The organism is Burkholderia sp. GbtcB21 (genome assembly GCF_019091065.1).
Lineage (GTDB): Bacteria > Pseudomonadota > Gammaproteobacteria > Burkholderiales > Burkholderiaceae > Burkholderia > Burkholderia pyrrocinia_C.
The window spans coordinates 29066-50671 of the sequence record NZ_JAGXKA010000014.1 but is presented as its reverse complement, the minus strand read 5'-3'; the positions used below and the strand labels follow the sequence as shown (position 1 = coordinate 50671).

Annotated in this window: 21 protein-coding genes; 7 read left to right on the top strand and 14 right to left on the bottom strand. The window is 69.3% G+C overall.

Translation table 11 applies throughout. The annotated features are described in order from the left end of the window. The first annotated feature begins 3 nt into the window (after nucleotides 1-3). From sctS to KVT39_RS26820, 6 genes are all read left to right on the top strand, one after another. The gene (gene sctS, locus KVT39_RS26845) at nucleotides 4-267 is read left to right on the top strand and encodes a type III secretion system export apparatus subunit SctS (RefSeq protein ID WP_012339994.1); all 264 of its coding nucleotides are present in this window, start codon (nucleotides 4-6) and stop codon (nucleotides 265-267) included. Next, the gene (locus tag KVT39_RS26840; protein ID WP_217590603.1) at nucleotides 264-1199 is read left to right on the top strand and encodes a hypothetical protein; all 936 of its coding nucleotides are present in this window, start codon (nucleotides 264-266) and stop codon (nucleotides 1197-1199) included. Before sctS ends, KVT39_RS26840 begins: the two co-directional genes overlap by 4 nt. A gap of 158 nt (nucleotides 1200-1357) precedes the next feature. After that, complete coding sequence (gene hrpD5 / locus KVT39_RS26835; protein ID WP_175748629.1) at nucleotides 1358-2380, top strand: HrpD5 family protein; 1023 nt, start codon at nucleotides 1358-1360, stop codon at nucleotides 2378-2380. A 44-nt stretch (nucleotides 2381-2424) separates the two neighbouring features. Then, on the top strand, nucleotides 2425-2688 hold the full coding sequence (locus KVT39_RS26830) for a hypothetical protein (RefSeq protein WP_034179930.1): 264 nt from the start codon (nucleotides 2425-2427) through the stop codon (nucleotides 2686-2688). Between the two features lie 123 nt (nucleotides 2689-2811). Further along, a complete protein-coding gene (locus KVT39_RS26825; RefSeq protein WP_012339990.1) occupies nucleotides 2812-2976 on the top strand; it encodes a hypothetical protein in 165 nt (54 codons plus the stop codon). 61 nt (nucleotides 2977-3037) lie between these two features. After that, a complete protein-coding gene (locus tag KVT39_RS26820; protein WP_012339989.1) occupies nucleotides 3038-3493 on the top strand; it encodes a hypothetical protein in 456 nt (151 codons plus the stop codon). 73 nt (nucleotides 3494-3566) lie between these two features. On the opposite strand, the gene KVT39_RS26815 is transcribed toward KVT39_RS26820, so the two are convergent. The 14 genes from KVT39_RS26815 to KVT39_RS26750 form a co-directional block, all read right to left on the bottom strand. After that, nucleotides 3567-5126 (bottom strand): secretin N-terminal domain-containing protein, encoded by a 1560-nt coding sequence (locus tag KVT39_RS26815; protein WP_105390838.1) that lies wholly within the window; start codon nucleotides 5124-5126, stop codon nucleotides 3567-3569. Then, complete coding sequence (locus tag KVT39_RS26810) at nucleotides 5123-5872, bottom strand: response regulator transcription factor (protein ID WP_034179931.1); 750 nt, start codon at nucleotides 5870-5872, stop codon at nucleotides 5123-5125. Before KVT39_RS26810 ends, KVT39_RS26815 begins: the two co-directional genes overlap by 4 nt. A 21-nt stretch (nucleotides 5873-5893) precedes the next feature. Next, on the bottom strand, nucleotides 5894-7063 hold the full coding sequence (locus KVT39_RS26805) for a HAMP domain-containing sensor histidine kinase (RefSeq protein WP_105390837.1): 1170 nt from the start codon (nucleotides 7061-7063) through the stop codon (nucleotides 5894-5896). Nucleotides 7064-7240: 177 nt separating this feature from the next. Next, nucleotides 7241-9010: a type III secretion system outer membrane ring subunit SctC gene (sctC, locus tag KVT39_RS26800; RefSeq protein WP_034179932.1), complete on the bottom strand. Its 1770-nt coding sequence runs from the start codon at nucleotides 9008-9010 to the stop codon at nucleotides 7241-7243. A gap of 132 nt (nucleotides 9011-9142) precedes the next feature. Beyond that, nucleotides 9143-10747 carry a shufflon system plasmid conjugative transfer pilus tip adhesin PilV gene (gene pilV / locus KVT39_RS26795; protein WP_217590602.1) on the bottom strand — a complete coding sequence of 535 codons (1605 nt, stop codon included), beginning with the start codon at nucleotides 10745-10747 and terminating at the stop codon, nucleotides 9143-9145. Between the two features lie 40 nt (nucleotides 10748-10787). Further along, nucleotides 10788-11264 (bottom strand): pilus assembly protein PilM, encoded by a 477-nt coding sequence (locus KVT39_RS26790; RefSeq protein ID WP_217590601.1) that lies wholly within the window; start codon nucleotides 11262-11264, stop codon nucleotides 10788-10790. Beyond that, nucleotides 11265-12233: an ATPase, T2SS/T4P/T4SS family gene (locus KVT39_RS26785; protein ID WP_217590600.1), complete on the bottom strand. Its 969-nt coding sequence runs from the start codon at nucleotides 12231-12233 to the stop codon at nucleotides 11265-11267. An 18-nt stretch (nucleotides 12234-12251) separates the two neighbouring features. Then, a complete protein-coding gene (locus tag KVT39_RS26780; RefSeq protein WP_034179936.1) occupies nucleotides 12252-12860 on the bottom strand; it encodes a type 4 pilus major pilin in 609 nt (202 codons plus the stop codon). A gap of 42 nt (nucleotides 12861-12902) precedes the next feature. Beyond that, nucleotides 12903-13979 (bottom strand): type II secretion system F family protein, encoded by a 1077-nt coding sequence (locus tag KVT39_RS26775; protein WP_034179937.1) that lies wholly within the window; start codon nucleotides 13977-13979, stop codon nucleotides 12903-12905. Continuing rightward, on the bottom strand, nucleotides 13969-15603 hold the full coding sequence (locus KVT39_RS26770; protein ID WP_105390833.1) for a GspE/PulE family protein: 1635 nt from the start codon (nucleotides 15601-15603) through the stop codon (nucleotides 13969-13971). The genes KVT39_RS26775 and KVT39_RS26770 overlap by 11 nt, the downstream gene beginning before the upstream one ends. 16 nt (nucleotides 15604-15619) lie before the next feature. Then, nucleotides 15620-16330, bottom strand: a complete 711-nt coding sequence (pilP, locus tag KVT39_RS26765; protein WP_051983637.1) for a type IV pilus biogenesis protein PilP — start codon at nucleotides 16328-16330, stop codon at nucleotides 15620-15622. Then, a complete protein-coding gene (gene pilO2, locus KVT39_RS26760; RefSeq protein WP_217590599.1) occupies nucleotides 16320-17585 on the bottom strand; it encodes a type 4b pilus protein PilO2 in 1266 nt (421 codons plus the stop codon). Before pilO2 ends, pilP begins: the two co-directional genes overlap by 11 nt. A gap of 22 nt (nucleotides 17586-17607) precedes the next feature. Further along, on the bottom strand, nucleotides 17608-19281 hold the full coding sequence (locus KVT39_RS26755) for a PilN family type IVB pilus formation outer membrane protein (protein ID WP_217590598.1): 1674 nt from the start codon (nucleotides 19279-19281) through the stop codon (nucleotides 17608-17610). After that, a complete protein-coding gene (locus tag KVT39_RS26750; RefSeq protein WP_146120824.1) occupies nucleotides 19281-20282 on the bottom strand; it encodes a toxin co-regulated pilus biosynthesis Q family protein in 1002 nt (333 codons plus the stop codon). Before KVT39_RS26750 ends, KVT39_RS26755 begins: the two co-directional genes overlap by 1 nt. Before the next feature lie 140 nt (nucleotides 20283-20422). On the opposite strand from KVT39_RS26750, the gene KVT39_RS26745 reads away from it, so the two are divergent. Continuing rightward, on the top strand, nucleotides 20423-21526 hold the full coding sequence (locus tag KVT39_RS26745; RefSeq protein ID WP_105390830.1) for a type IV pilus twitching motility protein PilT: 1104 nt from the start codon (nucleotides 20423-20425) through the stop codon (nucleotides 21524-21526). The last annotated feature ends 80 nt before the right edge of the window (nucleotides 21527-21606 follow it).

Sequence of the window (21606 nt, the reverse complement as noted above, 5' to 3'; positions counted from 1 at the left end):
GCGATGAATACGGACACCCTGATCGGACTGACCTCGCAAGGCTTGCTGCTCTGCCTCTACATCTCGCTGCCGGCGATCATCGTGTCGGCGCTGTCGGGGTTGATCGTCGCGTTCCTGCAGGCGATCACGTCGCTGCAGGACCAGACCATTTCGCACAGCGTCAAGCTGTTCGCGGTCATCGGGACGTTGCTGCTCACTGCCGGCTGGGGCGGCACCACCATCCTGCGCTTCGCCCTCCGGCTCCTGAGCGCGGCGGTGCCGACATGACGACCGTCCGTCACGACCCCGGCGCGTCCGGCCCTTACGAGGTCGCTCCGGCCACGGCGGACACGGCCGCGCACGCGCGTGCGCGCATCGACCTGCGTGCGCGGCTGTACCGGAACAGCATGTTCCGGCACGCGGCGCGCGCATGGCATCCATCGCACGGCGCCACGCACGCGCGCCAGGCCGCGGCCGATCACCTGCGTCACCTGCTCGCCGCGCACGGCGGGCTGCCGCACACGTCGCACCTGCCGGGGCGCCACGAAGGCCACGGCGGCAACGGTGCGCCGCGGCCACGACAACCGAATGCGCGGCCCGACCCGCAGCAGAAGCATCGGCAACAACAGCAACAGTCCCGGCATCCGAAAAGCCCGCAGCAAACGCCGAAGCACGAACGTCGCCCGTCCCGTCATCCCGCACACGGCAGCTGGACGCCGCGTCGGGACGCCGCGCCCGGCGCGCGGATGCCGTCGTTCAACGACGGCGGGTCGCAATCGAACGGGGGGCGCCGCGACGCGCCCGAGGACGGCAAGCGGCGCATCGACGCGATCCGGCGCGTGGCCGCCGCCACCCGCACCGAACTCCAGGCGCTCGCCGCATCGACGGCCGACCAGCCGCTCGTCTACCCGGACGCGATGCGCGAAGCGGTCATCCTGCAGCGTTGCGCGGGGCACGACGCGTTCGCGGTCGCGGCCGACGTCCTGAAAGCCCGTCAGCTGGCGGGCGACGACGCGTCCAGCAGCTACGACGACCTGCTGCGCTTCCTCGTCGACTTCAAGCGGCTGAGCGCCGGAACCGGCGCACGCGGCGCGCTCACCCCGCTGCTGGCCTTCCACGACCTGCGCCCGTCGACCGCCGCGTTGCGCGCGCGTTCGCTGGTCCGGCTCGACGCGATCGTGCGCGTCCGCAACGGCGTACCCCGGAGCGACGCGCCGTGAACGCACGCCGGTTCGCGGCACGGGCGATGCGTTCGCGATCGCGGCCGGATCGCGGCGCGCCGCTGCCTACACTCGCAAACATGCGGTAAGCGGCGGTGCCATGCATCTGCGGCGCCGATCACCGAATCCCTGCCTGCCAACGGACCTGCTCTCATCCCATGAAGACACTGCGCATCCTGACCGGCACCCATGCGGGGATTCAGGCGCGCCTGACGCCCGGTCGCTACCGGATCGGCGCAGCCGACGACACCGATATCTGCATTACCGACTGGGACGAGGACGACGTGTTCGTCGAGCTCGACGCGCACGGCGCGGTCAGCGCGCGGCGCGCGGATGCGGCCGCGCCCGATCAGTCGGTCGTGTGGATTCCCGATTTCGTCGCGTTCCCTTTCGGTACGACCGTGCTGTGCTTCGGCGACGAGGACGCCGCATGGCCGCCCGACATCGAATTGCTCGCAGGTCTGTACCACGGCACCGGCGACAGGCCGGCCGGCGGCGAACACGCGCCCCGTGCGAAGCGCCGCACCCGGCTGCTGCTCGCGGCGGCGGCCGTCGTCGCGTTGCTGGCGGCAGGCGGCTCCGTGATCGCCAACGTCTGGCCCGATCGCGGCAACGTGCCGCCGCCGCCCGATGCACACTCGGTGGCGGCACGGCTGGAGCGCCAGTTCCGCGACGCACGCATCGCCGGGCTGCGGGTTCGCGCGCAAGGCGACACGGTCGTCGTCGACGGCATCGTCGACGAAACCTCGCAGGACATCGCCGCACGGGCCCTGCTCGCCCGCGCGGACTACCACGCGATCGCGCGCCAGTACGACGTCGCGCACGACGACGTCGCCAGCATCGAGGAGTCGATCGGCATCGACGGCGTGCGCGTGCGCTATGCGGGCGACGGCGTGTTCGACGTGACGGGCGTCGCACCGTCGATCGCGCGTCTCCAGGAAGCGCTGGGCCAGTTGCGCGCAGACCTCAATGCCAACATCCGGCGCCTCGACGTGAACGTCACCGAAGCGCCCGCGACCAGCGGCGTGCTGTACAGCGCGATGCTCGACGTGGGCGCCACGCGTTACGTCCAGACGACCGACGGCGTCAAGCACGTGTTCACGTCGAGTACCGGCGACGCCGCCGGCGGCCCGCGGATATTGCGCGAATCGATCGTGCCCGGGCGCGATGCGATCCGCTAGTTCCCCGTCAACCCGGCCCGTCGCGGGCCATCGAAGGAGTTGCCATGTACGACGCACTGGAAGCCATGATCGACGAAATGAAGAACCTCGAGCAGACGCTCGCGGGCGGCCATGCGGGCGCGCGGATCGGCGCGATCGCGGCCGCGTTCGAGGATTGCGCGCAGCGCGTATCGGACGCGACCGCCGCCTGCGCCGATGCCGACGAGCGCGCGGCGCTGCAGAAAATCTACCGCGGGATGATCGCGGGCCAGCGCCTCGTCCATCGGCTGAACGAACTGGCCGCGGACGATTCGACCGTCAGCCATTGAACCGGTGTTGGGCGTCTCGTCCAGCCGCCGGGCGCGGGTGCCCGGCGTAATCGGCCGGTACGCGAAGCCGCACGGGCGTCGTGTGCCGATCCGCATGTCATTCAACTTGTTCCGGAGGAAGTTATGTCATTTGGCGCCAGCGCGGCAATGATGGGCATGATGCAGACGATGGTCAGCACCATGATCGAGGCCACCATGATCCAGGTGATGATGTCGATGATCCAGTCGGTCTGCAACATCGCGAAGACGGGCGCGCAGGATACCGAGGAGGATTCGAAGAAAGGCTGATCCCGTCGGGCGTGGCGGACGCGGCGCGCGCCGCGTTCGCCCGCGCCGGATCGTCGCGGTCATGAGCATCGAACGCTTCGCGGAAATCGTCCGCGACACCTGTGCCGTCGTCGGCCTGCCGGATGCGGACTACGTGCTGCAGACGCGCACGATCGAAGTCGAGGGCTTCGACGTGCGGCTCGATCATTTCGAGAACGATCCCGAGGCCATGTACGTGAATTTCCACTACGGCACCGTCACTGCCGGGCGCACGCTCGTGATCTTCCGCCTGATGCTCGAGGCGAACCTGCTGATCTATGCGCAGGACCAGGCGCAGCTCGGGCTCGACGCCGATACCGGCGGCATCATCCTCATCCTCAGGCTGCCGCTGACGCCCGATGTCGACGGCGCCGTCGTCGCCGATACCGTCTCGCACTACACCGAACACGGCCGCTACTGGCGGCGCAACATCATCGAGTCGACCGACGAGATGTTCCAGAACATCGTCAACGGCGATTACGCGTGGCTGCGCGCGTAGCGTCGGCGTGGGCGTTGGTGTCGGCCGCGCACCATCGCGCGGTCGCGGCCGGCGCATGCGGCGCGGGCCGCGCTCATCGGCACGCCGCGGCCGGCTGCCCGGGCGGCGCCCTTTCACCCGCCTCGGCGAGCGACGCGCAACCGTCGACCGGATGCGGCGCGAGCAGGATCACTCGCATCGATCCATGCCCGGCCGCCGGCGCGGACGCACCGGGTTCCACCATCGCGAGCATCTCGCCCGGCCCGAGCGACGCACGCGCGACGTCGATCGCCGCACCGCGCCATTCGACGGCCAGCACCACGCGGGGCGGCTCGGTCCGCATGTCGAGCGCCGGCACGATGCGCAACGCGTCGTCGGTGGCCGGGCCCGGATCGGAGGCCGCCACCGTGGCCGCGGCCGTGCCGTCCGATGCCGCCGGGTCCCGCTGGCCGCCCGTCGGCGCGACGGGTTGTTCGACGTGCCGTTCCCATGCAACGGCCACGCCGTCGTCCGTCTGAAGCGCGCTGTCGGTCAGCATGCGCACGCCTGGCGTGCCGCGCAGCGCGGCGCCCAGGTTGCGCGCCGCGCGGGCCCGCATCACCGTGGCACCCTGCGCGCCGAGCCCGATCGCGCCCAGCGCATCCGCATCGACTTCGGCCACCAGCAGGCCGACGCCGACGTGCTGGCGGGGCCGGTCGAGCGCGACGATCGCCCGCACGTCGGCGTCGAGCCGCTCGGGCCGGTCGCGCACCAGCACCGCGTTCGTACCCGCATCGGCGCCGAGCGCCGGCAGCGGCGCCTCGTATTCGGTGATGGTCGCGCGCAGGCTGTCTTGGGGATCGAGCACGCGCGCCGCGCGGGTCGCGACGCCCTGCACGACGTTGGTTCGACCGTTCGCGAACGCCGTGCGGTCCGCCGCGTTGCCGTAGCGGAGCGGCACGATGCGCACCGCGGTCTTCACGCGCGCACGCGCGTCGGCGTCGAGCCGCTGCGCCGCACGGCCCACGAGCGCGATCCACGCAGGCGGCCCGCGAAACGTGATGAGGCCGCGGGCCGGCGTGTCGTCGCGCGCGACGAAACGCACGTCGTCGATGCCGGTCTGCGCGAGCAGTGCATGCAGGTCCGCCGGGCGCGCGTAGTTGAGACGGACGATCAGCGTGGTCTGCGTACCGGCCGCATCGACGTGCAGTACCGTGCCGTCGTAATACCAGACGAGCCCGTACCCGTGCGCGAGCATCTCGACGAAGCGCTGCGGCGGCAACTCGAAGCGCCCTTCGACGCGGCCCGGCAACCCGGCGTCGAAAGCAATCGGCACATGCGTCGCGGCGGACAGCGCGCGCAGCGTGTCCGGCAGCGAGGCGCCGCTGGTGGAATAGCGGTACGGCGCGGACGGCCACGGCGGCAGGTTGGGCAGCGCGCACGCATGCGCGCGGCAGTCGGGTGATCTATGCCGCGGAGGCGGCGAAGCGCGCGCGTCGCTGGCAGCCTTGCCGGCGGGGCGCGTGCGCGTCGTGCGGCGCGCATGCGGCGGCGCGGTTGCCGCCGGCGCGGACACGGCCGATGCCGGCGCGGGCCGGGGTGTCGCCGCGACCGGCTCGGGCTCGCCGCACGCGAGATGCAGCAGCATGCAGACGCTTGCGAAAAAACCGCTCAACGCTTGTACTCGATCGCCCCTTCGCCTTGCTCGACTTCCTGGTCCACGGGCATGTCGGCCAGGTTCAGCCGGTAGCCGCGGCCGTACACCGACTGGATCACCCAGTCGACATTCAGGTTCTTCAAGCGCGTGCGCAGGCGGCTCACGTACATGTCGACCGAGCGGCTCTGCGATCCGCCGTCCCAGCCCCAGACGACCGAATACAGGTCCTGGCGCTGCACGACGATGCCGCGATGCGACGCGAGGTGCCAGAGCAGGTCGAACTCCTTCGCGCCGATCGAGTGCGAGGTCGTGCCGCGGCTGATGTTCAGGTTGGCGCGGTCGAGGATGTAGTCGCCGACGATCATCCGGCGCCGTTCGCTGCCCGCCGTCTGGAAACGCCGCAGCAGCGCGCGGATGCGTGCGAGAAAGACGATCCGGTCGACCGGCTTGATCAGGAAGTCGTCGGCCCCGGTGTCGAGGATCCGGACGATTTCCTCTTCGTCGGAATGCACGGTCTGGAAAATCACCGGGACCGTCGAGCGCGACCGCCCACGCACCCAGCTGAGCAGCTTGTCGCCCGACAGGCCAGGCACGTCCCAGTCGAGGATCATCAGGTCCGCCCAGTGATCCGACAGATGGTTGCGTGCCTCGATGCCATTGTCGAACGCCTCGACCTGATACCCCTCCGCCTTGAGCCACGAGACCAGCATCGTCTGCTGGATCCGGTCATCCTCCAACAACATGATTCGCGTCTGATTGAGCATGATTACGATCCGCTCGGGCCCTCAGCCCGGTGTCAAGCGCCGCTGACGAGGGGCCTGGTCGAGCGGCTGGCGCTCCAGCGCCGCAGGGCCAGTGCGCCGGCCGGCCGGCGAGTTTCGGATACCTGCCTGCAGCACGAGGCGCGGCAGGCGCAACACGAAATCCGTGCCGGACTCGCGATTGACCTCGGCATGCAGCGTGCCGCCGTGCAGCGCGACGATGCGCGCGGCCAGCTTGAGGCCGATGCCGTAGCCGCCCGATGCCTTCGGCGACAGCGCGTCGAAGTCCGTCATCGGGCGATCGGGCGACAGACCCGGCAATCCGCCCGCCTCGTCGCCGACCACCACGACCGCCGTGCCGTCCTCGACCCGCAGCGACACCGTCACGCGCGCCCCGGCACGCGATGCCTGGATCGCGTTGTCGATCAGGTTCTGCAGCGCGCGCATCACGAACACCTGCACGCCGCTCATCCATACGGCCGGCCCGTCGGCAAGCCAGAGCCGCAGCGCGACGTCGCGATAGACGGCGGCCACCTCGAGTTTCGGAATCAGGCTGCGGATCGCGCGGCGCAGATCGAAGCGCACGAAATCGCGATGACGAACGACATCGGCTACCGACGAGAAGATGTACTGATCGCCGAGCGACAGCGCGTAACGCGCGAGTTCGGCGATCCGCTGCATGCCGCCGCACGCCTCGAACGCCGCCTGATCGTGCTCGTGCAGCTGCGTGAGCGCGACGATCGAATTTTGCGGCGAGCGCAGGTCGTGCGACAGGAAGCGCAGCGATTCGGTACGGCGGTCGAGCGCCTGATGCAGGTCCGTCACGTCGTGCAGCCACGCGACGGCCGCGGCGGGACTGCCCGGGCGGGCTCGCTCGAGCTTCACCCACAGCCAGCGGTCGGCCGCCTGCAGCTCGATGCCGCGTTCGAGATCGCGCTGCAGCGTGCCATGCGCAGCCGTATCGTCGGCCGCTTCGTCATCCGGCCGATACGCGCGCAGCAGCGGCAACAGCGGCACGCCGGCGTCGAGCGGCCGTTCGAGCAGGCGCGCCGCGACCGGCGTCGCGAACAGGATCGCGCCGTGCCCGTCGACGGCAATCGCGCCCTGCGGCTGTGCGTCGAACAGGACCTGCGCCCAGTCGATCGCGGATGGCGGACGCACATCGGATCCAGGCTTCGTCGACATCGATGCCATTCAGGTTTCCGTTTATCAGAAGCGGGCAATCCGGCGAGCATATCATTAGTAATATAAAGCTAATAATATTAAATTTATTTATACCCGCAAATTGGCGTCAAATGCCAAAGTAAATCGCGATCGAAATTCGACTTGCCGTGTTTAGAAAATTAAATGCTTTCGTTTAGCATTTCACGCTCATAGCTCGATGATTCGAGGCGTCAGCAGAAACAGACGTTCCATCCGGTTGTTCTCGCGATCCGTATATTTGAACAAATTACCTATTACGGGGATTTTTGAAAGAACGGGCACCCCCGTCGTCGTATCGCTGCGGCCGTCGTTCTTGTAGCCGGCGATCAACAGCGCCTCGCCCTCATTGACGAACGCGGACGTATTGATGTTCGTGCTCGAGATCACCGGGATATTGTCGACGGTCCGCGACGTGAGTTGCCCGTCCTGGATCGCGACGTCGAGCTTGATCTGCGTTCGGCCGCCTTCGTCGACGACCATCGGCAGGACGCGCAGCGACACGCCGGTCGACACGCTGTACAGGTCGGCCGACGTGTATCCGCTCACGCGCACGAAGAACTGCGTCTGGTTCGCCATGTCGGCTTCGATGTTGTCGAGGGTCGTGACTTTCGGGCTGGCGTCGATCTTGGCCAGGTTCTGCTCCTCCAGTGCCGACACGTTCGCCATCAGATAGCGGCCTGCGTTGCCGATCACCGCCGACAGCACGCCGCCCACCGGCATCGCCGCCGCCGTCACGTTTCCGGCCAGCGTCGTGTTGCCGAAATTCTGGGTCAGCGTGCCGCCGTAGGTGTTCTGCGCGCCCAGGCCGTTGCCCGTCTGCAGGTCGATATGGCTGTTGTGCGCCGTCCAGTTCACGCCGAGCTGGCGGATCGACGACGTATCGACCTCGAAGATGTGCGCCTCGATCTCGATCAGGCGCGGCTTCACGTCGAGCCGCTGGATCAGCGCCGGATACTGATACATCCGGTCGGGCGTGTCGCGGATCAGGACCGAGTTGGTGCGCTGGTCGGCCTCGATGACGGGCAGCGCTTCCTCGTCGCCGCCGCCCGACGCCTGCCCGCCGGCATTCGGCCCCGAGCTGGCGACGGCCGACGACAGTTGTTGCGAAGGCCGGCCCGACAGGCCCGACAGCAAGCCCAGCGACGACTCGCCGTTCGCCAGCGTCGTGCCCGGCGGTAGAGGCGCCGACGGTCCGCCCGCCTGCATGCGCGCGCCGCCGACGTTGCCCATCGGCTGCGCGCGCTGGACGTTCGGCGCGCGCCCGCCGCCGCCACCCGAATTGCCGCCGCCGCCCTGTTGCGGGTGATAGACGTTGTTGAGCACCGTCGCGACGCCGAGCAGATTGATGCTCTGCCCGTCGGCGACCACCGAGCGATCCATCGCCCACGCGTGATGCAGCGCATAGACCTGCACGACCGTGCCGGCGCGGTGCCGCGTCGTCGTATCGAGCCGCTGCGCGACATCGCCGACGAGCTTGACGTAGTTCGGCGGCCCGTTCACGATCGCCGCGCCCTGCACGTCGTCGTAGGTGATCCTGAAGCGCGGATCGGTCACGTTCATCGCCGCGAGCGTGCTGCGCAGTTGCGCGGTGCTGCCGTGATCGAGCTTGATCAGCGTGCTCTTCATTTCGTCGGGCGTCACGATGTCGAGCACCTGGCCGTCGTAGTACCAGACGAAGCCGAACGACGACGCGAGCGTGTCGAGCAGGCGCTGCGGCGGCATGTGGAACTTGCCCGTGACGCTGCCCTGCACGTCCTTCGAGATATCGGCCGGAATGCCCTGGCTGGCGGCAAAATCGCGCAGCACGTCCTTGATGTCCTTCGAGTCGGCCGTGTAGTCGACCATGCGCGTATGCCAGTTGACGGGCGCGGCGTGGACCGTCGCCGCCATGCATGCGGCGACGAGGATGAACAGCAGGCCGAAGCGGAAGGTGGGCATGGTCGTCTCGCTCGCACGAAAGGCTGGTCGTGGGATCGATGATTGGCCGGCCGCCCCGTCGCGTCAACGCCCGGCGCCCCGTCGCACCGCCCCCGCTTCCGGTGCATGCATGTCCGTTCGCATCGCGCCCGGTCAGTAGTAGGTATTGATCGTCCATCCATGCACGACCGGCGTATTGGGAATCGCCTGGTTCTGCTGGCCGAGCAGGCTGCTGGTCCACGGCGTGGTGATGACGGCGTAGGTCGCCCAGCTCGTGACGATCCGGACCCGGTACGTGCCCGGCTTCACGGCTTGCGTGAGCGACGTCGTGATGCCGCCCGAATCGTCGATCAGCGTGGGCGATTGCGCTTCGGTATGGCCGTAGCTCGCCGAGAGCGCATCGTTCATCACGTCGACGGCCTGCGAGAGCTGCGCCTGCGCGCCGCGCTTGCCGGTGCTCACGCCGTCGTTCAGGTGCCCCCAGGTCGTCACGGCGACGATGCCCGGCTTGGCCATCGTCACCGGCACATAGTAGTAGTACGAATAAGTGCCGTTCGCGCCGTTGTAGGTGAACGGTCCGCTCGACCATGCACCGCCGGGCACGCCGCCGCACCCCGCATAGTCGGTGGCGTTCGGCGAGGCCATCAGGATCGTGCAGCCCGTCTGGTTCGTGACCGGTTCGATTTCGGCCTGCGTCTGCCACGTGCCGTCGCGGCACGACAGCACGCGGCCCGACGCATCGGTGGTGACGGGCGTCGTGTTCGCCTCGTCCGGCGCGCACGGTGCGCCGACCGTCTGCGCGTTGCCGAGGTCGAGATAGCCGGCCTCGTTGACCGCGAGCGCCTGCCACGCCGTGCCGTTGAACGTGTACGCGCGGCCGGTGGCCAGCGTCACCGCGACGTCGCCCGGCAGCGGATTCGGCAGGCTGCCGAGCGCCGCGGCCGACGCGACCGGGTCGCGCCAGTGCAGCGACGTGATCGGTTTCCACATGCCGCCGCTGCAGGTGACGACATGACCCGACACATCCGCCGCGATCGAGCCCGTCGCGGACGTACACGCGGCGTAGTCGTCCTGCTGCGCGAGCGTGACCGGCACCTGCATCGTGTTCAGCGCGGGATTGCCCGGCACGCTGACGCGATAGAGGAAATCGCCGTTCTGCGCCTGCGCGTTGGCCGGAAATACCTGGCTCACGAGATGGCCGAACCCGGTCGCGTTGCCCGAGCACGATTTGCGCGACGGGTTCGGTGTCGCGATGCTCCACGCACCGTACGCGCCGAACGCCGCGCCGGCCGCATTGTTCGTGCGCGGAATCGAGCCGCCGCCCGCGCCCGCATTCGCCGCGATGTAGCCGAGCTGCACGTCGCCGATCGTCGCGCCGCCCTCGGTCACGAGCAGCCCCTGCACGGTCGTCGCGTCGATGCCGTAGACCAGCAGGCACGGCGTCTGCCCGTACGCGTTCTTGCCGGACACGCCGGGCGGCAAATAGCGCGCGAGCTGGTAGCCGCCGCCCGCGAGCGGCACGACGACCGGCACGGTCGGCGTGGCCGCGCTCGCGAGCGCGCTCTGGTTCTGCGTAATCAGCTGCGCGGCGGCCTGCGTCATCTGCGCCTGCCAGGCAGCCGCCTGCTGCCCCTTCGCGTCCGCGAGGGAAGTATCGATCATCGCCGTGACGCCGACGATCATCAGCGATGCGATGGCGAGGGCCGCGAGCATCTCCACGATCGTGAAGCCGCGCTGACGTTTCCGTAATGGGCTCATGATGAAGTCGACGAGTTCAGGGGCAGCGCCGCGCCGCCCGTCAATACGCTTGTGCCATCCAGACCGGCGCACCGTCCGGAACGGCGGCGGCGACGATTGCCGGCAGGACGACGGCCGGATTCCCCGGCGACACGATCGCGCCCGCGTGCGCCGCCCCGGCAAGCGCCGAATGGAACGCGAGCGCCTCGATCACGGGAATCGCCGCGCCGGCCACCGTCGACGTCGTATAGACGACGACGGTGCTGCCCGCGACCGTCATGTTCGGTGCGACATAGACCCGCCACAGCGGATTGGCCGCGCTTGCGCCGAGATACGGCGCGAGCGCCCCGTCCGATACCGTGCCGGCCGCGGCCGGATTCGCGAGCGCGTACCGCACGCCGGCGAGCCGGTAAGCCGCCATGCTCTGTCCCATCGACATCGCCGTGACGGTCGGCGCGGCATCGACCGCACGCGCATCGACGAGCGCGTAGACGCCGGCGAGCCCGATCATCGCAGCCGCGATCCAGAGCGCGAACATTCAGCCTCCTCCCTTGAGCGACGCCAGCGCGTCCGACGCGATCATCGACTTCATCTGCTGGCGCAGCGCGTCGCCAAGTTCGTCGTAGCGTCCGTCGCGCACCTGCGCCCGCGCCGGCGCGCTGTCCGCGAGCATCAGCAACCGGGCCTCGAACCTCCGCTGCCCCGGCGCCCGGCATGCGGGCCGCTGGTGCAGCACGGCCGCCAGGCCGTCGGCCAGCAGCGAGCGCACCGACGACGCGTCGAGCACGCGGGCCGCGACCGTATGCAACCGCGCGATCGCCCGGCCCACGTCGTCGGCGTGTACGGTGCTCACGATCAGGTGGCCCTCGCGGGCCGCCAGCAGCACGTCGATCAGCAGCGCCGGATCGTCGAGGTTGCCGACGAAGATCACGCGTGCGCCGCAGCCGAGCGCCGCCCGCAAATCCTCCTGCCGGTCGGCGCTGGTCAGCGTCGGGATGCAGATCCCGTCACCGTATGCGCCGCCCGGTGCCGCGTCGATCGGCTCCTCGATCGTCATCGCGATGCCGCCGTGCAGCGTCAACCGGTCGCGCACGAGCGCGCCGGCCGTGCGGGTCTTGCCGCTCTTGGCCGCGCCGCAGATCACGACGAGGCCGTCGAGGTCCGCGCGCAGCAGCCGCCGCACGTAGGCGCCGGGCAGGCCGAGCCCCGCCAGCGACGCGAGCGTCGGGTCGAGACGGCGCAGCACGTACATCGGCCCGTCGGGCGTCTGCATCACGCGCACCCGGTACGACACGCCGCCGGAGTCGAGCCGGAACGCCCGTGCCCCGGGCCGGGCGCTGCCGCACGCGGCTTTCAGCGCATCCAGCTCGGCCCGCAGCGCCGGGTGCGCGGGCAGCGCCTGCACGCGCCGGGCGGTCCCGTCCATGAAGCAGTCGCCGATGCGGGTATGCCCGAGGTACAGGTAGGAAAAAGCCAGCCGCTGCAACGATTCGGTTTCGAGGGTCATCGCGTCGGTTCACCGGCATCAGGTCGAGGTCCAGGCCACCGTGTTCGTGTCGCCGCTCGCGCAGGCGGTCGCCGCGCTGTCCGGCGTCGCAGGCAACGTGAGCGCCGTCTCGTTGACGGTGATCGAGATCCAGCTGCCGCCCGCGGTCACGCTGTTGACGCACACGCTGCGCGGCACGTTCGTATAGGTGATCGTGAACTGGTTGCTGTTGTTCGTGGCCGCCGCGACCGTGATCGTGCCGTTCCACATGTTGGTGATGGCGCCGCTGCCGGACGCCGGCGCGAGCGTCGACGGAAACACGCCCGCGCTCGCCAGGACCGAATTCGACAGGTTCGCATAGCTCGCCGACTGCCCCATGTACAGCTTTTTCACGCCGCTCTGGATCGCGTTCACCTGCTCCGTGATCGAGTTCGTGTTCGCGCTGCTGAACGCGCCCGCCAGCAGCGCGATCGCGCCGATCACGACGATCGCCGCGATGCCGAGATAGGAAATCGCCTCGAGCAACGACGCGCCGCGCTGCAATGCGGCGCCCGGGTGCGCGGGCCCCCATGCCGGCGGCGGCATGCGCGCGACGTCGCGCCGCTTCGCTCGCATCGGCATCCCATGGTGCGTGATGACCGCTTTCATCGCCTTTCCCCTTGTTGATGAACCTGCGTGGTTAAACAGACCCTAATGCATCGCCCTGCTCATCGCGGCGAGTTCCTGCTGGATGCCGAAGAACCCGACGATCAGCATTCCCAGCATGATCGCCATCGCCACGATCGCGACGCCGTTGAGCACGCGCATTTGCGCGGACACCCGCTCGACGCCCGTTTCGATCCATTCGTCCGCGAGCGTCTTGAGCGACTCGGCGAAGCCTTTGTATTGCGCGTATACGCACAGGTCGTCGACGATTTCCTGCGACGGAAACCGGTGCCCGCTCATGCGCATCGCCTCCCCGACATTCAAGCCCGATTTCACGCCGAACAGCGTGTCGTCGATACGCTCGCGCAGCCATGGCTTCGCATGATCGGCCAGTTGCGCGAGCGACTTCTCGACGGTGAACCCAGCCGCCTGCATCGACGCGAACGCAGTCAGAAAGCTCGAGCCGACCATCAGCCGGTACAGCGACCACGGGGCGTAATTGTCGAAACGGCTGCGCAGGCGCCCGGACCAGCGCGGCATCGACCAGACGAGCAGCGCGACCAGCACGACGACCACGATCAGGCATTCGGGCAGCCACGCCTGCACGAACACGGACAGGTCGTACAGCAGGCGTGCCGAGCCGTGCCAGCGTTCGGGATCCTCGATCGCGGCGAATTGCGGCACGAGCTTCGCGCCGAACAGGTAGAGATAGGCCAGCATCATCGTGAGCAGCGCGACGGGATACGCGAGGCCCTGCGCGATCGCGTTGCGGATGCGCCGCCCCGACGTCACGATGCCGGTCACCGAGCGCAGCGCGCCTTCGAGACGGCCCGACTGCTCGCCCGCCAGCACGATCATCTGTTCGGCCTGCGGCACCCAGCCGTCCATCCCCTCCGCGAGGCTGCCGCCGTTCTGCACGGTGCGGCGCCATTCGCCGAACAGGATCGCTTCGGGCAGCGTCGGCTTGCGTCCGTCGTGCGACGCGCGCAGTTCGAGCTCCTCGAGCACCTTCAGCAGCGGCAGGCCGTTCGAGAGCATCTTCTCGATCTTGCGATAGTGCCGCAGGCGCGCTTGCGGCGTCGCCTGCAGCTTGGCCCACCGCAAGTGCGGATCAAGATTCATGGCCGGCTCCCGCGACCGCGCCGCCCGGGTTCCCGCGCCGGCCTTCCGTCGTGTCGACCGGACGCAGCCGCACCGGTTCGTTGCGCGCCACGAGCGGGCCGACGATGCGTTCGGCCGCGCGCGGGTCGACCAGCCCCGCGGCGACTTTCTCGATCGTGTGCTCGACGGTCGTGCGGCCGCCGAGCTCGTCGAGCCAGTACGCCCGCGCCGCGTGTCTGTCGCCCTCGCGCAGATAGGCGAACAACCGCGCATCCGGCCGGATCACCTCGGCGACCACCGTACGGCCGACGGTGCCGCGCCCGCCGCAATGCTCGCAGCCGGGCCCCTGCACGAAAACCTTGTCGAACGATGCGCCGACCGCGCGTCGCACGCGCGCCGCCAGCGCGTCGTCCTGCTGCGGCGAACCCGCGAGGCGCTGCTTGCAATGCGGGCACAGCAGCTTGACGAGGCGCTGGCTGACGAGCCCCGTGATCAACGATTCGTCGGTCACCATCGCGAGCGGCAGGCCGAGATCGACGAGCCGGTCGACGATCGCGAGCGCGCTGTTGGCATGGACGGTGGTCCACACCTGATGGCCGGTCATCGACGCACGCAACGCGCTTTGCGCGGAAGCGCGGTCGCGCACCTCGCCGATCATGATCGTGTCCGGGTCGAGCCGCATCGCATTGGCGATGGCGCCGGCGAACGCCAGCGAGCGTGCCTCCTCGGTCGGCGCGTTGACGACCGGCGTCTGCACCGCGCCCGCGATCGGATACTCGACCGGATCCTCGACGGTAATGACGTGGACGGAACCGTGGGTCTCGGCGATCTGCCCGGCCAGCACGCGCTGCAGCGTAGTCGACTTGCCCGAGCCCGTCGGCCCGCTGATGATGTTCATGCCGTGCGGCAGGCGCCGCAACTCGTCGATCTCCGCGGCCTGCGCATCGGAGAATCCGAGCAGGCGCAGGTCGATCGAATCGCCCGCATCGTTGTACAGCAGTCGCAGCACCATCACGTTGCCGGTACTGGTGGGGGCCGTTGCAATGCGTACTCCGAACAGCTCGGCAGGCAGTTTGTCGCGGTCGCCGATCGCCGCGTCCTGGCGTTCGTGCGGCTTGTACGTGTTGTCAGAGACGCTCGCCATCGCCGCATAGAGCGTCGCGAGCAGGCGCGCGCCCTGCTCGCGGGTCTGCTCGCTCACGCGCACCAGCTCGTTGTGAATGCGAAACAGGATCTCCGTGCTGAAGCGCTTCACGCGGATGTGGATGTCGGACGCGCGTTCGCGGCACGCGTGCGCGATCAGTTCCTTCGCGAGGACCTGCATCGCCGTGTGATCGACGCGTTCGCCGGTCCCGTCGGAGCGCATCCCCTCGTACGCGCGCCGCACCTCGTCGAGCCCGACCGCCTGCATCCGGTAGTGATGGCGAAGCCGGTCGAGCCGCGCGCGATAGGACAGCACGTAGGGGCTCAGTTCGTGGCCCTCGGCGATCAGCAGGCGGCCGTCGTCGAGCAGGCACAGCAGCTTGCGCTCTTCCGCGCTTGCGGCCCACGGGCCTTCGCCGGACAACGGATGCGCGGTGTCGGCGCCGGCGGCGCCCCGTTGCGGCGCCGCGGCGCCCGGGCGCCCCAATCGAAGTGAGCTCATCGGAAGCCTCGCCTGGCTACTGGGCCGGTTGGTACGCTGGCGGCAAACCCGCTGCCGCCGTGGGATCGGCGGCGGGCACGAGCGTGCCGGCGGGCGCGCCGCCACCCGTCGCCACACCGGTATTGGCGGCGCCGTTCGCGGCCGGGTTCGGTCCGCCGTTGAACACGGCACCGCTGCGCGACGCGAGCACCGGCACCATGCGCATCTTCTGCCCGTTGCCCCAGCGCCCGACGACCTCGTTCGCGCCGATCGACACGATCTTCATGCCGTTCGGCAATTCGTCGCCGGAGGCGACGTCGAAACGCTCGCCGATACCGGTCTGCACGATCGCCGTATAGCGATGACCGAAGCCCTCGATCGCGATGACGCGCACGTTCTGCGCGACCGGGTCGATCGTCGCCGCGCTGCCGAGCCGGGCCAGCGCAGCCGTCCGTTGCGCGACTTCGGCCTGGGCGTCGAGCTTCCTGATCTCGGCCTTGAGCAACACGGTTTGCTCCTCGAGCCGCGTCAGTTGCGCGGCGGCCCCGGTCGACCAGCCGGCCGGCGGCGCCTCCTGTGCGGCACCGCTCGCGGGCGCAGCGCCGAGCGGCTTCGCCACGGCGACGCCCGCGGATGCTTTCGGCACGGTCGCGGCCGGCTCGGACGCGGCGGCGACCGCGCCGCCGGCCCGGATCAGCGCCGCGACGATCAGCCCGGCACGGGCGCAAGATCTCGTATCAATTCGCATAGACGACTCCCTCCGCGGACCAGTCGCCCGCCTGGTAGGTCAACTTCACAAGGCGCACGCCGGCCGCGCTCAGCAGCGGCGTGAATTGTTCGGGCGGCAAGCCGCCGAGCCGTGCCAGCAAGCGCCACTGATGCCACGGCGGCGGCGTGCTGCCGACCGGCGCGAGTGCGTCCTGCTGCGGCGCCGCGACCGGCGACAGCGTCGCCGGCACGTTCATCGCCTGGAACCGCGCGAGCAGCTCCGCCTTCAGGCCCGCGCCCGGCAGCAACGCTTCGTCGCGCGGCGTGCCCATCTCGAACGGTTCGCTGAACGATGCGTGTTCGCCGCTCGCATCCAGTTGCGCGGACGGCGCGCCCGCGAGCAGCAGCGCGACCGTCGAGCCGTTGCGCGACCACGCGTACTGCACGCCCTGCGGATCGCACACATAGCGATCGAGCGTCCATCCGCCTGGCGCGAGCAGCGCGAAATGCCGCTGGCATGCCCGCGCGAACTGCCCGGGATCGGGCAGCCTCGCCCACGGGTGGGTAGCGGGCCCCGACGCGCGCGCGCGCAGGCCGGCACGCGCCAGCGCGAGCGCGCGGTCCCGCTCGCGCTGCTCGGCGGCACGATGATGGGCGTACCAGACCGACACGCCCGTCGCCGCGACCGCGACGCCCGCGGCGAGCCCGAGCGCCTGCCACGGCAGGCCGCGCCGAACCGGACGCAGGCGGGTCCATTGCGGTGCCCGCACGCGGCCGCGCCGGCTGTCGAGCAGATCGTCGATGCGCCGCGCGTAGAAATTGTGGAACCCCATCGGCTCGATCTCGGGATCGCCGATCACGGTGTTCCAGCCGCCGAGCGCGTAGTCGGAGTTCAGCCGCTCGAACACCTCGTCGGCGGACCCGATGAAATCGCCGTTCGGCAAGAACGAGCCGTCGCGGATCGCGAAAAAGGCCCAGCGTCCGTCGGGCAGCCTGAACGCGCCCAGCCAGTTCGGCGCGGGCTGCTGGCGGCCGTTGTAGAACGCGCCCTGCTTCGCGATCGCCTTCGCGACGACGATGCCGAGCGACGCCACGCCCGACTGCACGCCGTCGCCGGCGTTCGCGAACCCCGCGGCTGCGACGCTGCGGTCCATGCGCAGCACCATCAGGTCGAAGCTCAGCTTCCTGCCGAGTTCGATCGCCTCCTTGCGCAATTCGTGGCGCCGCGACAGCGACTGCCAGAACAACCCGCAGACGAAGCGCTGGTGCCCGATCTGAATGACGTGAGTGGCCATGGCGGGATCCGTCGCGCGCTCGTCAGGCGCCGTTCATCATGATCGGCGTGATCAGGATCACGATTTCCTGCCGGTCGCGAACGCCGTCGTATCCGCCGCCGAACGCGTAATTGTTCGGCGTGCCGATGCCCGACTTCGTGAGATTGTCGTTGGACGCCTCGTAACCGCTCAGCACCAGCGTCTGCCCCGATTTCATCGACACCCGCTGCAGGAAATTGCGCGTGTCGATCTCCGGCGTCTGGATTTTCTGACCGCCGCTCTCGACGGTTTTCAGCTCCAGCAGCGCCGAGATGTTCGTGTAGAACTGCAGCAGGACCGTGCCGTTGTCGAGCACGTGCGGCAGCAGCGTCATGTTGAAGCCGGTCGTGACGGTGCCGGGCGTGAGCGCCGTCTGCGAGCCGACGTTCGCGGTGTTGGTCGTCGACACCGACGCCAGGTAGCCCTGCTGGGTCGCCACCTGCACCGGCACCGGCTGATCGTTGAGCGTCGTGATCGACGCCGATGTCTTGCGCCGCACCTTGCCCTGGCGCGACAGCGCGCTGATCATCGCGAGCGTTCCCGACGCACGGCTGTTCGGCGTGATCACCTGCGCGGTGAACGAGACCGGATTGGTCGCGGTCGTCGAGAACGTGTTCGCGAGCGAGAACGACGTGCCGAGCGCCTGGTAGACGGCGTGCCAGTTGATGCCGTAGCTGTCGTCGTCGGACAGGTCGACCGACAGCACGGTCACGTCGATCAGCACCTGCTTCGACAGCGAGCGATTCTGCGCGTCCATGAACTGCCCGACGCGATCGAGCACGTCCGGCGTGTCCGTGACCGTGATCGACCCGGTCGCCGGCGACGACACCACGCTGCCGTAGCGCGACAGCATCGCCTTGATCGACGCGCTCAGGCTGTTGAACACCGACAGCTGCGAGTTGACCACCGTGTTGGCCGTATTGGTGGCCGATACGCTCGGCTGGTTCGAATTCGAACCCGTGCCGCCCGCCGACGCGTTGCCGCCTCCTGCGATGTTGTCGCTCGTCGCGCCGCTCATCACGTGTGCATCAACCGACGCATCGCCGGGAATCGCGTTGACCTGGAACGTGCGCGTGTCGGTGAAGTAGAACAGGATCGCGCCGTTCACCAGCTTCCAGGAGACGCCGAAGCGTGCGGCGGCGGCATCGAGCAGGCCGCGCAGGTCGCCATGGCGATACGAAATGTGGGTCGGCGCCGCGAGGCCCGCAATCGCGTTCGCGCCGGGCGCGTTGCCGCGCGACGCGTCGAGCCCCGGCAACGGCGGCAGTGGCGGCACGTTGCCGAGCACCGGCGTCGACACGCCGCGGGCGCTCGCCGGCGCATCGCCGGTCGCGTTCGGCGAGACGCGCGTCGGGATATGCGTGAGCCGCGAAATGCGCTCGGAGAATTCAGCCAGCGAGCCGACGTCGCTGTCGAAGGTGGCCGGCTGCAGGAACACCGGCGGCAGGACGTCCGCATGATTCAGCTTGATCGTCGTGCCCGACAGCCACAGCGTATCCTTGACGATCACGCTGTCGGCACCCGAGCGCGGGCGGACGTCGCCGGCAAACGCGGCATCGATCGCTTGCTTCGACTGCGCGTGATCGTGGTCGACGGCGGCGGACAATTTCTCCGACAGGCCGGTACAGCCGGCCGTCAGGGTCGCGGCGAGCGCGAGAGTGATCGCGAGATGGCGCATTAACCGGCTCCCTTTTCAACGATGCGAAGCACCTTGTTGCCTCGATAGAGAATCGCCTGCACGGGCGCGTCGGTAGCCGACAGCGCGCCGATCACCGATTGCAGCGCTTCGTCGAACGTGCCGGTCAGGGTCGCGGGCGCGTCGACGGCGAAATCGACCGGCGCCTCCCAGATCAATCGCCAGCCCGCCTCCTGGGTCCAGCGCGTGAGTGCGCCGCGTACCGTGCGATCGGACAGCTCGATGCGCCACGTCCGCGCCGGCGGCGGCAACGGCCCCGCGCCGGCGGGCAGCGCGCCCGCGACGGGATGACGGTCCGCCGCGGCACCGCGCGCGCCGGGAAGCGGCAATTCGGTGTCCGGCGTGCGGTCGGCCTGGGTCGCCGGACGCGCGTCCGCGGGCGCGGCCGCGGATGCGCGCGACGAGCCCGGAGCCGACGGACGCGACGCGCCGGTCTTGCCGGCCGCGCTCGCGCGATCCGGCATCGGGCTCGCGGGCGCCGCGCCGCCGATCGGGCCGCCGACCACGACACCCGATGCGGGCCCGCCATCGGCCACGCCGCCCGGCAGTGTCGCGGACGGCATCGGCGGCACCGGTGGCGGCATCAGCGCGCCCACCGTGTCGGAGCCGAACGGCTGCCGGTAACGGACGGTGACGAGCTGGAAATCGGTGTCGACCTGCGCGGCGAGTTCCGGATGCCCCGCGAGCATCTCGCGCAGCGTTTGCGCGAGCGAATGACCCGCGCTCCACGACACCGGCGTCGCCGCCCATGCGCCGGCATTCGGCAGGTTGATGCTGTACGTGACCGGCACCATCCTGCGCAGCGCGGCGCGCAGCGGCACGCCCGCGCCCTGCGTCGTGACGCGCGGCGTATCGTGCGCCTCGCCGGCCACCGAGACCTGATCGTCGAGCGCCGCGCCGCCGGGGCCGGTGGCCTGCGCATGCGCGGCCCCCCAGCCTCCGACCATCCAGAGCGCTACCATGCATGCCTTCAACGTACGCATTCAGGTCGTTCCTCCAGCCACGGCGTCGCCGACGCCCGATGATTTGCCTGCCGGTTGCCGCGTCCCCGCCGCCGCGCTGGACAATCGCGCGGAGGCCTGCGAGGATCGCGTTACCCCCTTCGCTGCAATCGACACACGATATGCACAGTCACCCGTCCGAACCGCGCGACCTGACCCAGGAGATCCTCGACCTCGTCGATCAGCGCCGCTTCTTCACCGACCTGCACATCGAGCAGGACCGGCCCATCATGATCAAGACGCCGCGCGGCTGGGTCGAGACCGACGGCGGTCCGATCATGCTCGACGAGATGGCGCCGATGCTCGATGCCGTCGACGACGACTGGGACAACCGCCTGCGCGACGGCGCGATCGACCGCCAGTTCGTGCTGACCGGCTGCCGCCTGCGCGCGCACGTCTACCGCACCTCGAACGGTCGCAAGACCGTCATCTCGATCCGCCGCCTGCCGCTCGCCCCGCTGCCGCTCGACAAGCTCGGCCTGCCCGCGTACATCCGCTCCACGATCGAGACCGCGAGCATGGGGCTCGTGCTCGTGACCGGCGTCACGGGCTCGGGCAAGACCACCACGATCGCGTCGTTGCTCGACCACCTCAATCGCACCCGCAACTGCCATATCGTCACGATCGAGCAGCCGATCGAATACGCGCTCGACAGCCACCAGTCGATCATTTCCCAGCGCGAGGTCCCGACCGATACCCGCAGCTTCTCCGCCGGCATGCGCGAAGTGCTGCGCGAGCGCGCCGACGTGATCATGGTCGGCGAGATCCGCGACATCGAAACCGCCGAGGCCGTGCTGCAGGCCAGCGAATCGGGGCACCTCGTGTTCGCGACCATGCACACCGGCAGCGCACTCACCACCGTCACGCGCCTGCTTTCGTTCTTTCCCGCCGAGCAGCGCGAACGTCACGCGGCATCGCTCGCAAACGCGCTGATCGGCGTGATCTGCCAGAGCCTCGTGCCCAGCGAAAGCGGCGATCAGCTCGTGCTCGCCAGCGAACTGCTGTTCAACCACAACCAGCAGATCAGCGCGTTCCTCACCGATCCGTCGAAGATCCCGATGCTCGCGGAATTCGTCCGGCGCAAGGAGGACAACATGTCCCGCTCGCTCAACGAAAGCCTCGCGCAACTCGTCGCCCGGAATGCCATCACCGCGCGCGACGCACTGCGTGCGACCTACAACCGCATCGAACTCAACGAAATGCTTCAGCAAACCGGTCTGCGTTGAAGTCATTCTCGCCAGCCGGATAACGCGCGAAGACAATCTTTGACAATCTGTTACGATTCGCGCCGCGCCGGCCGCACACG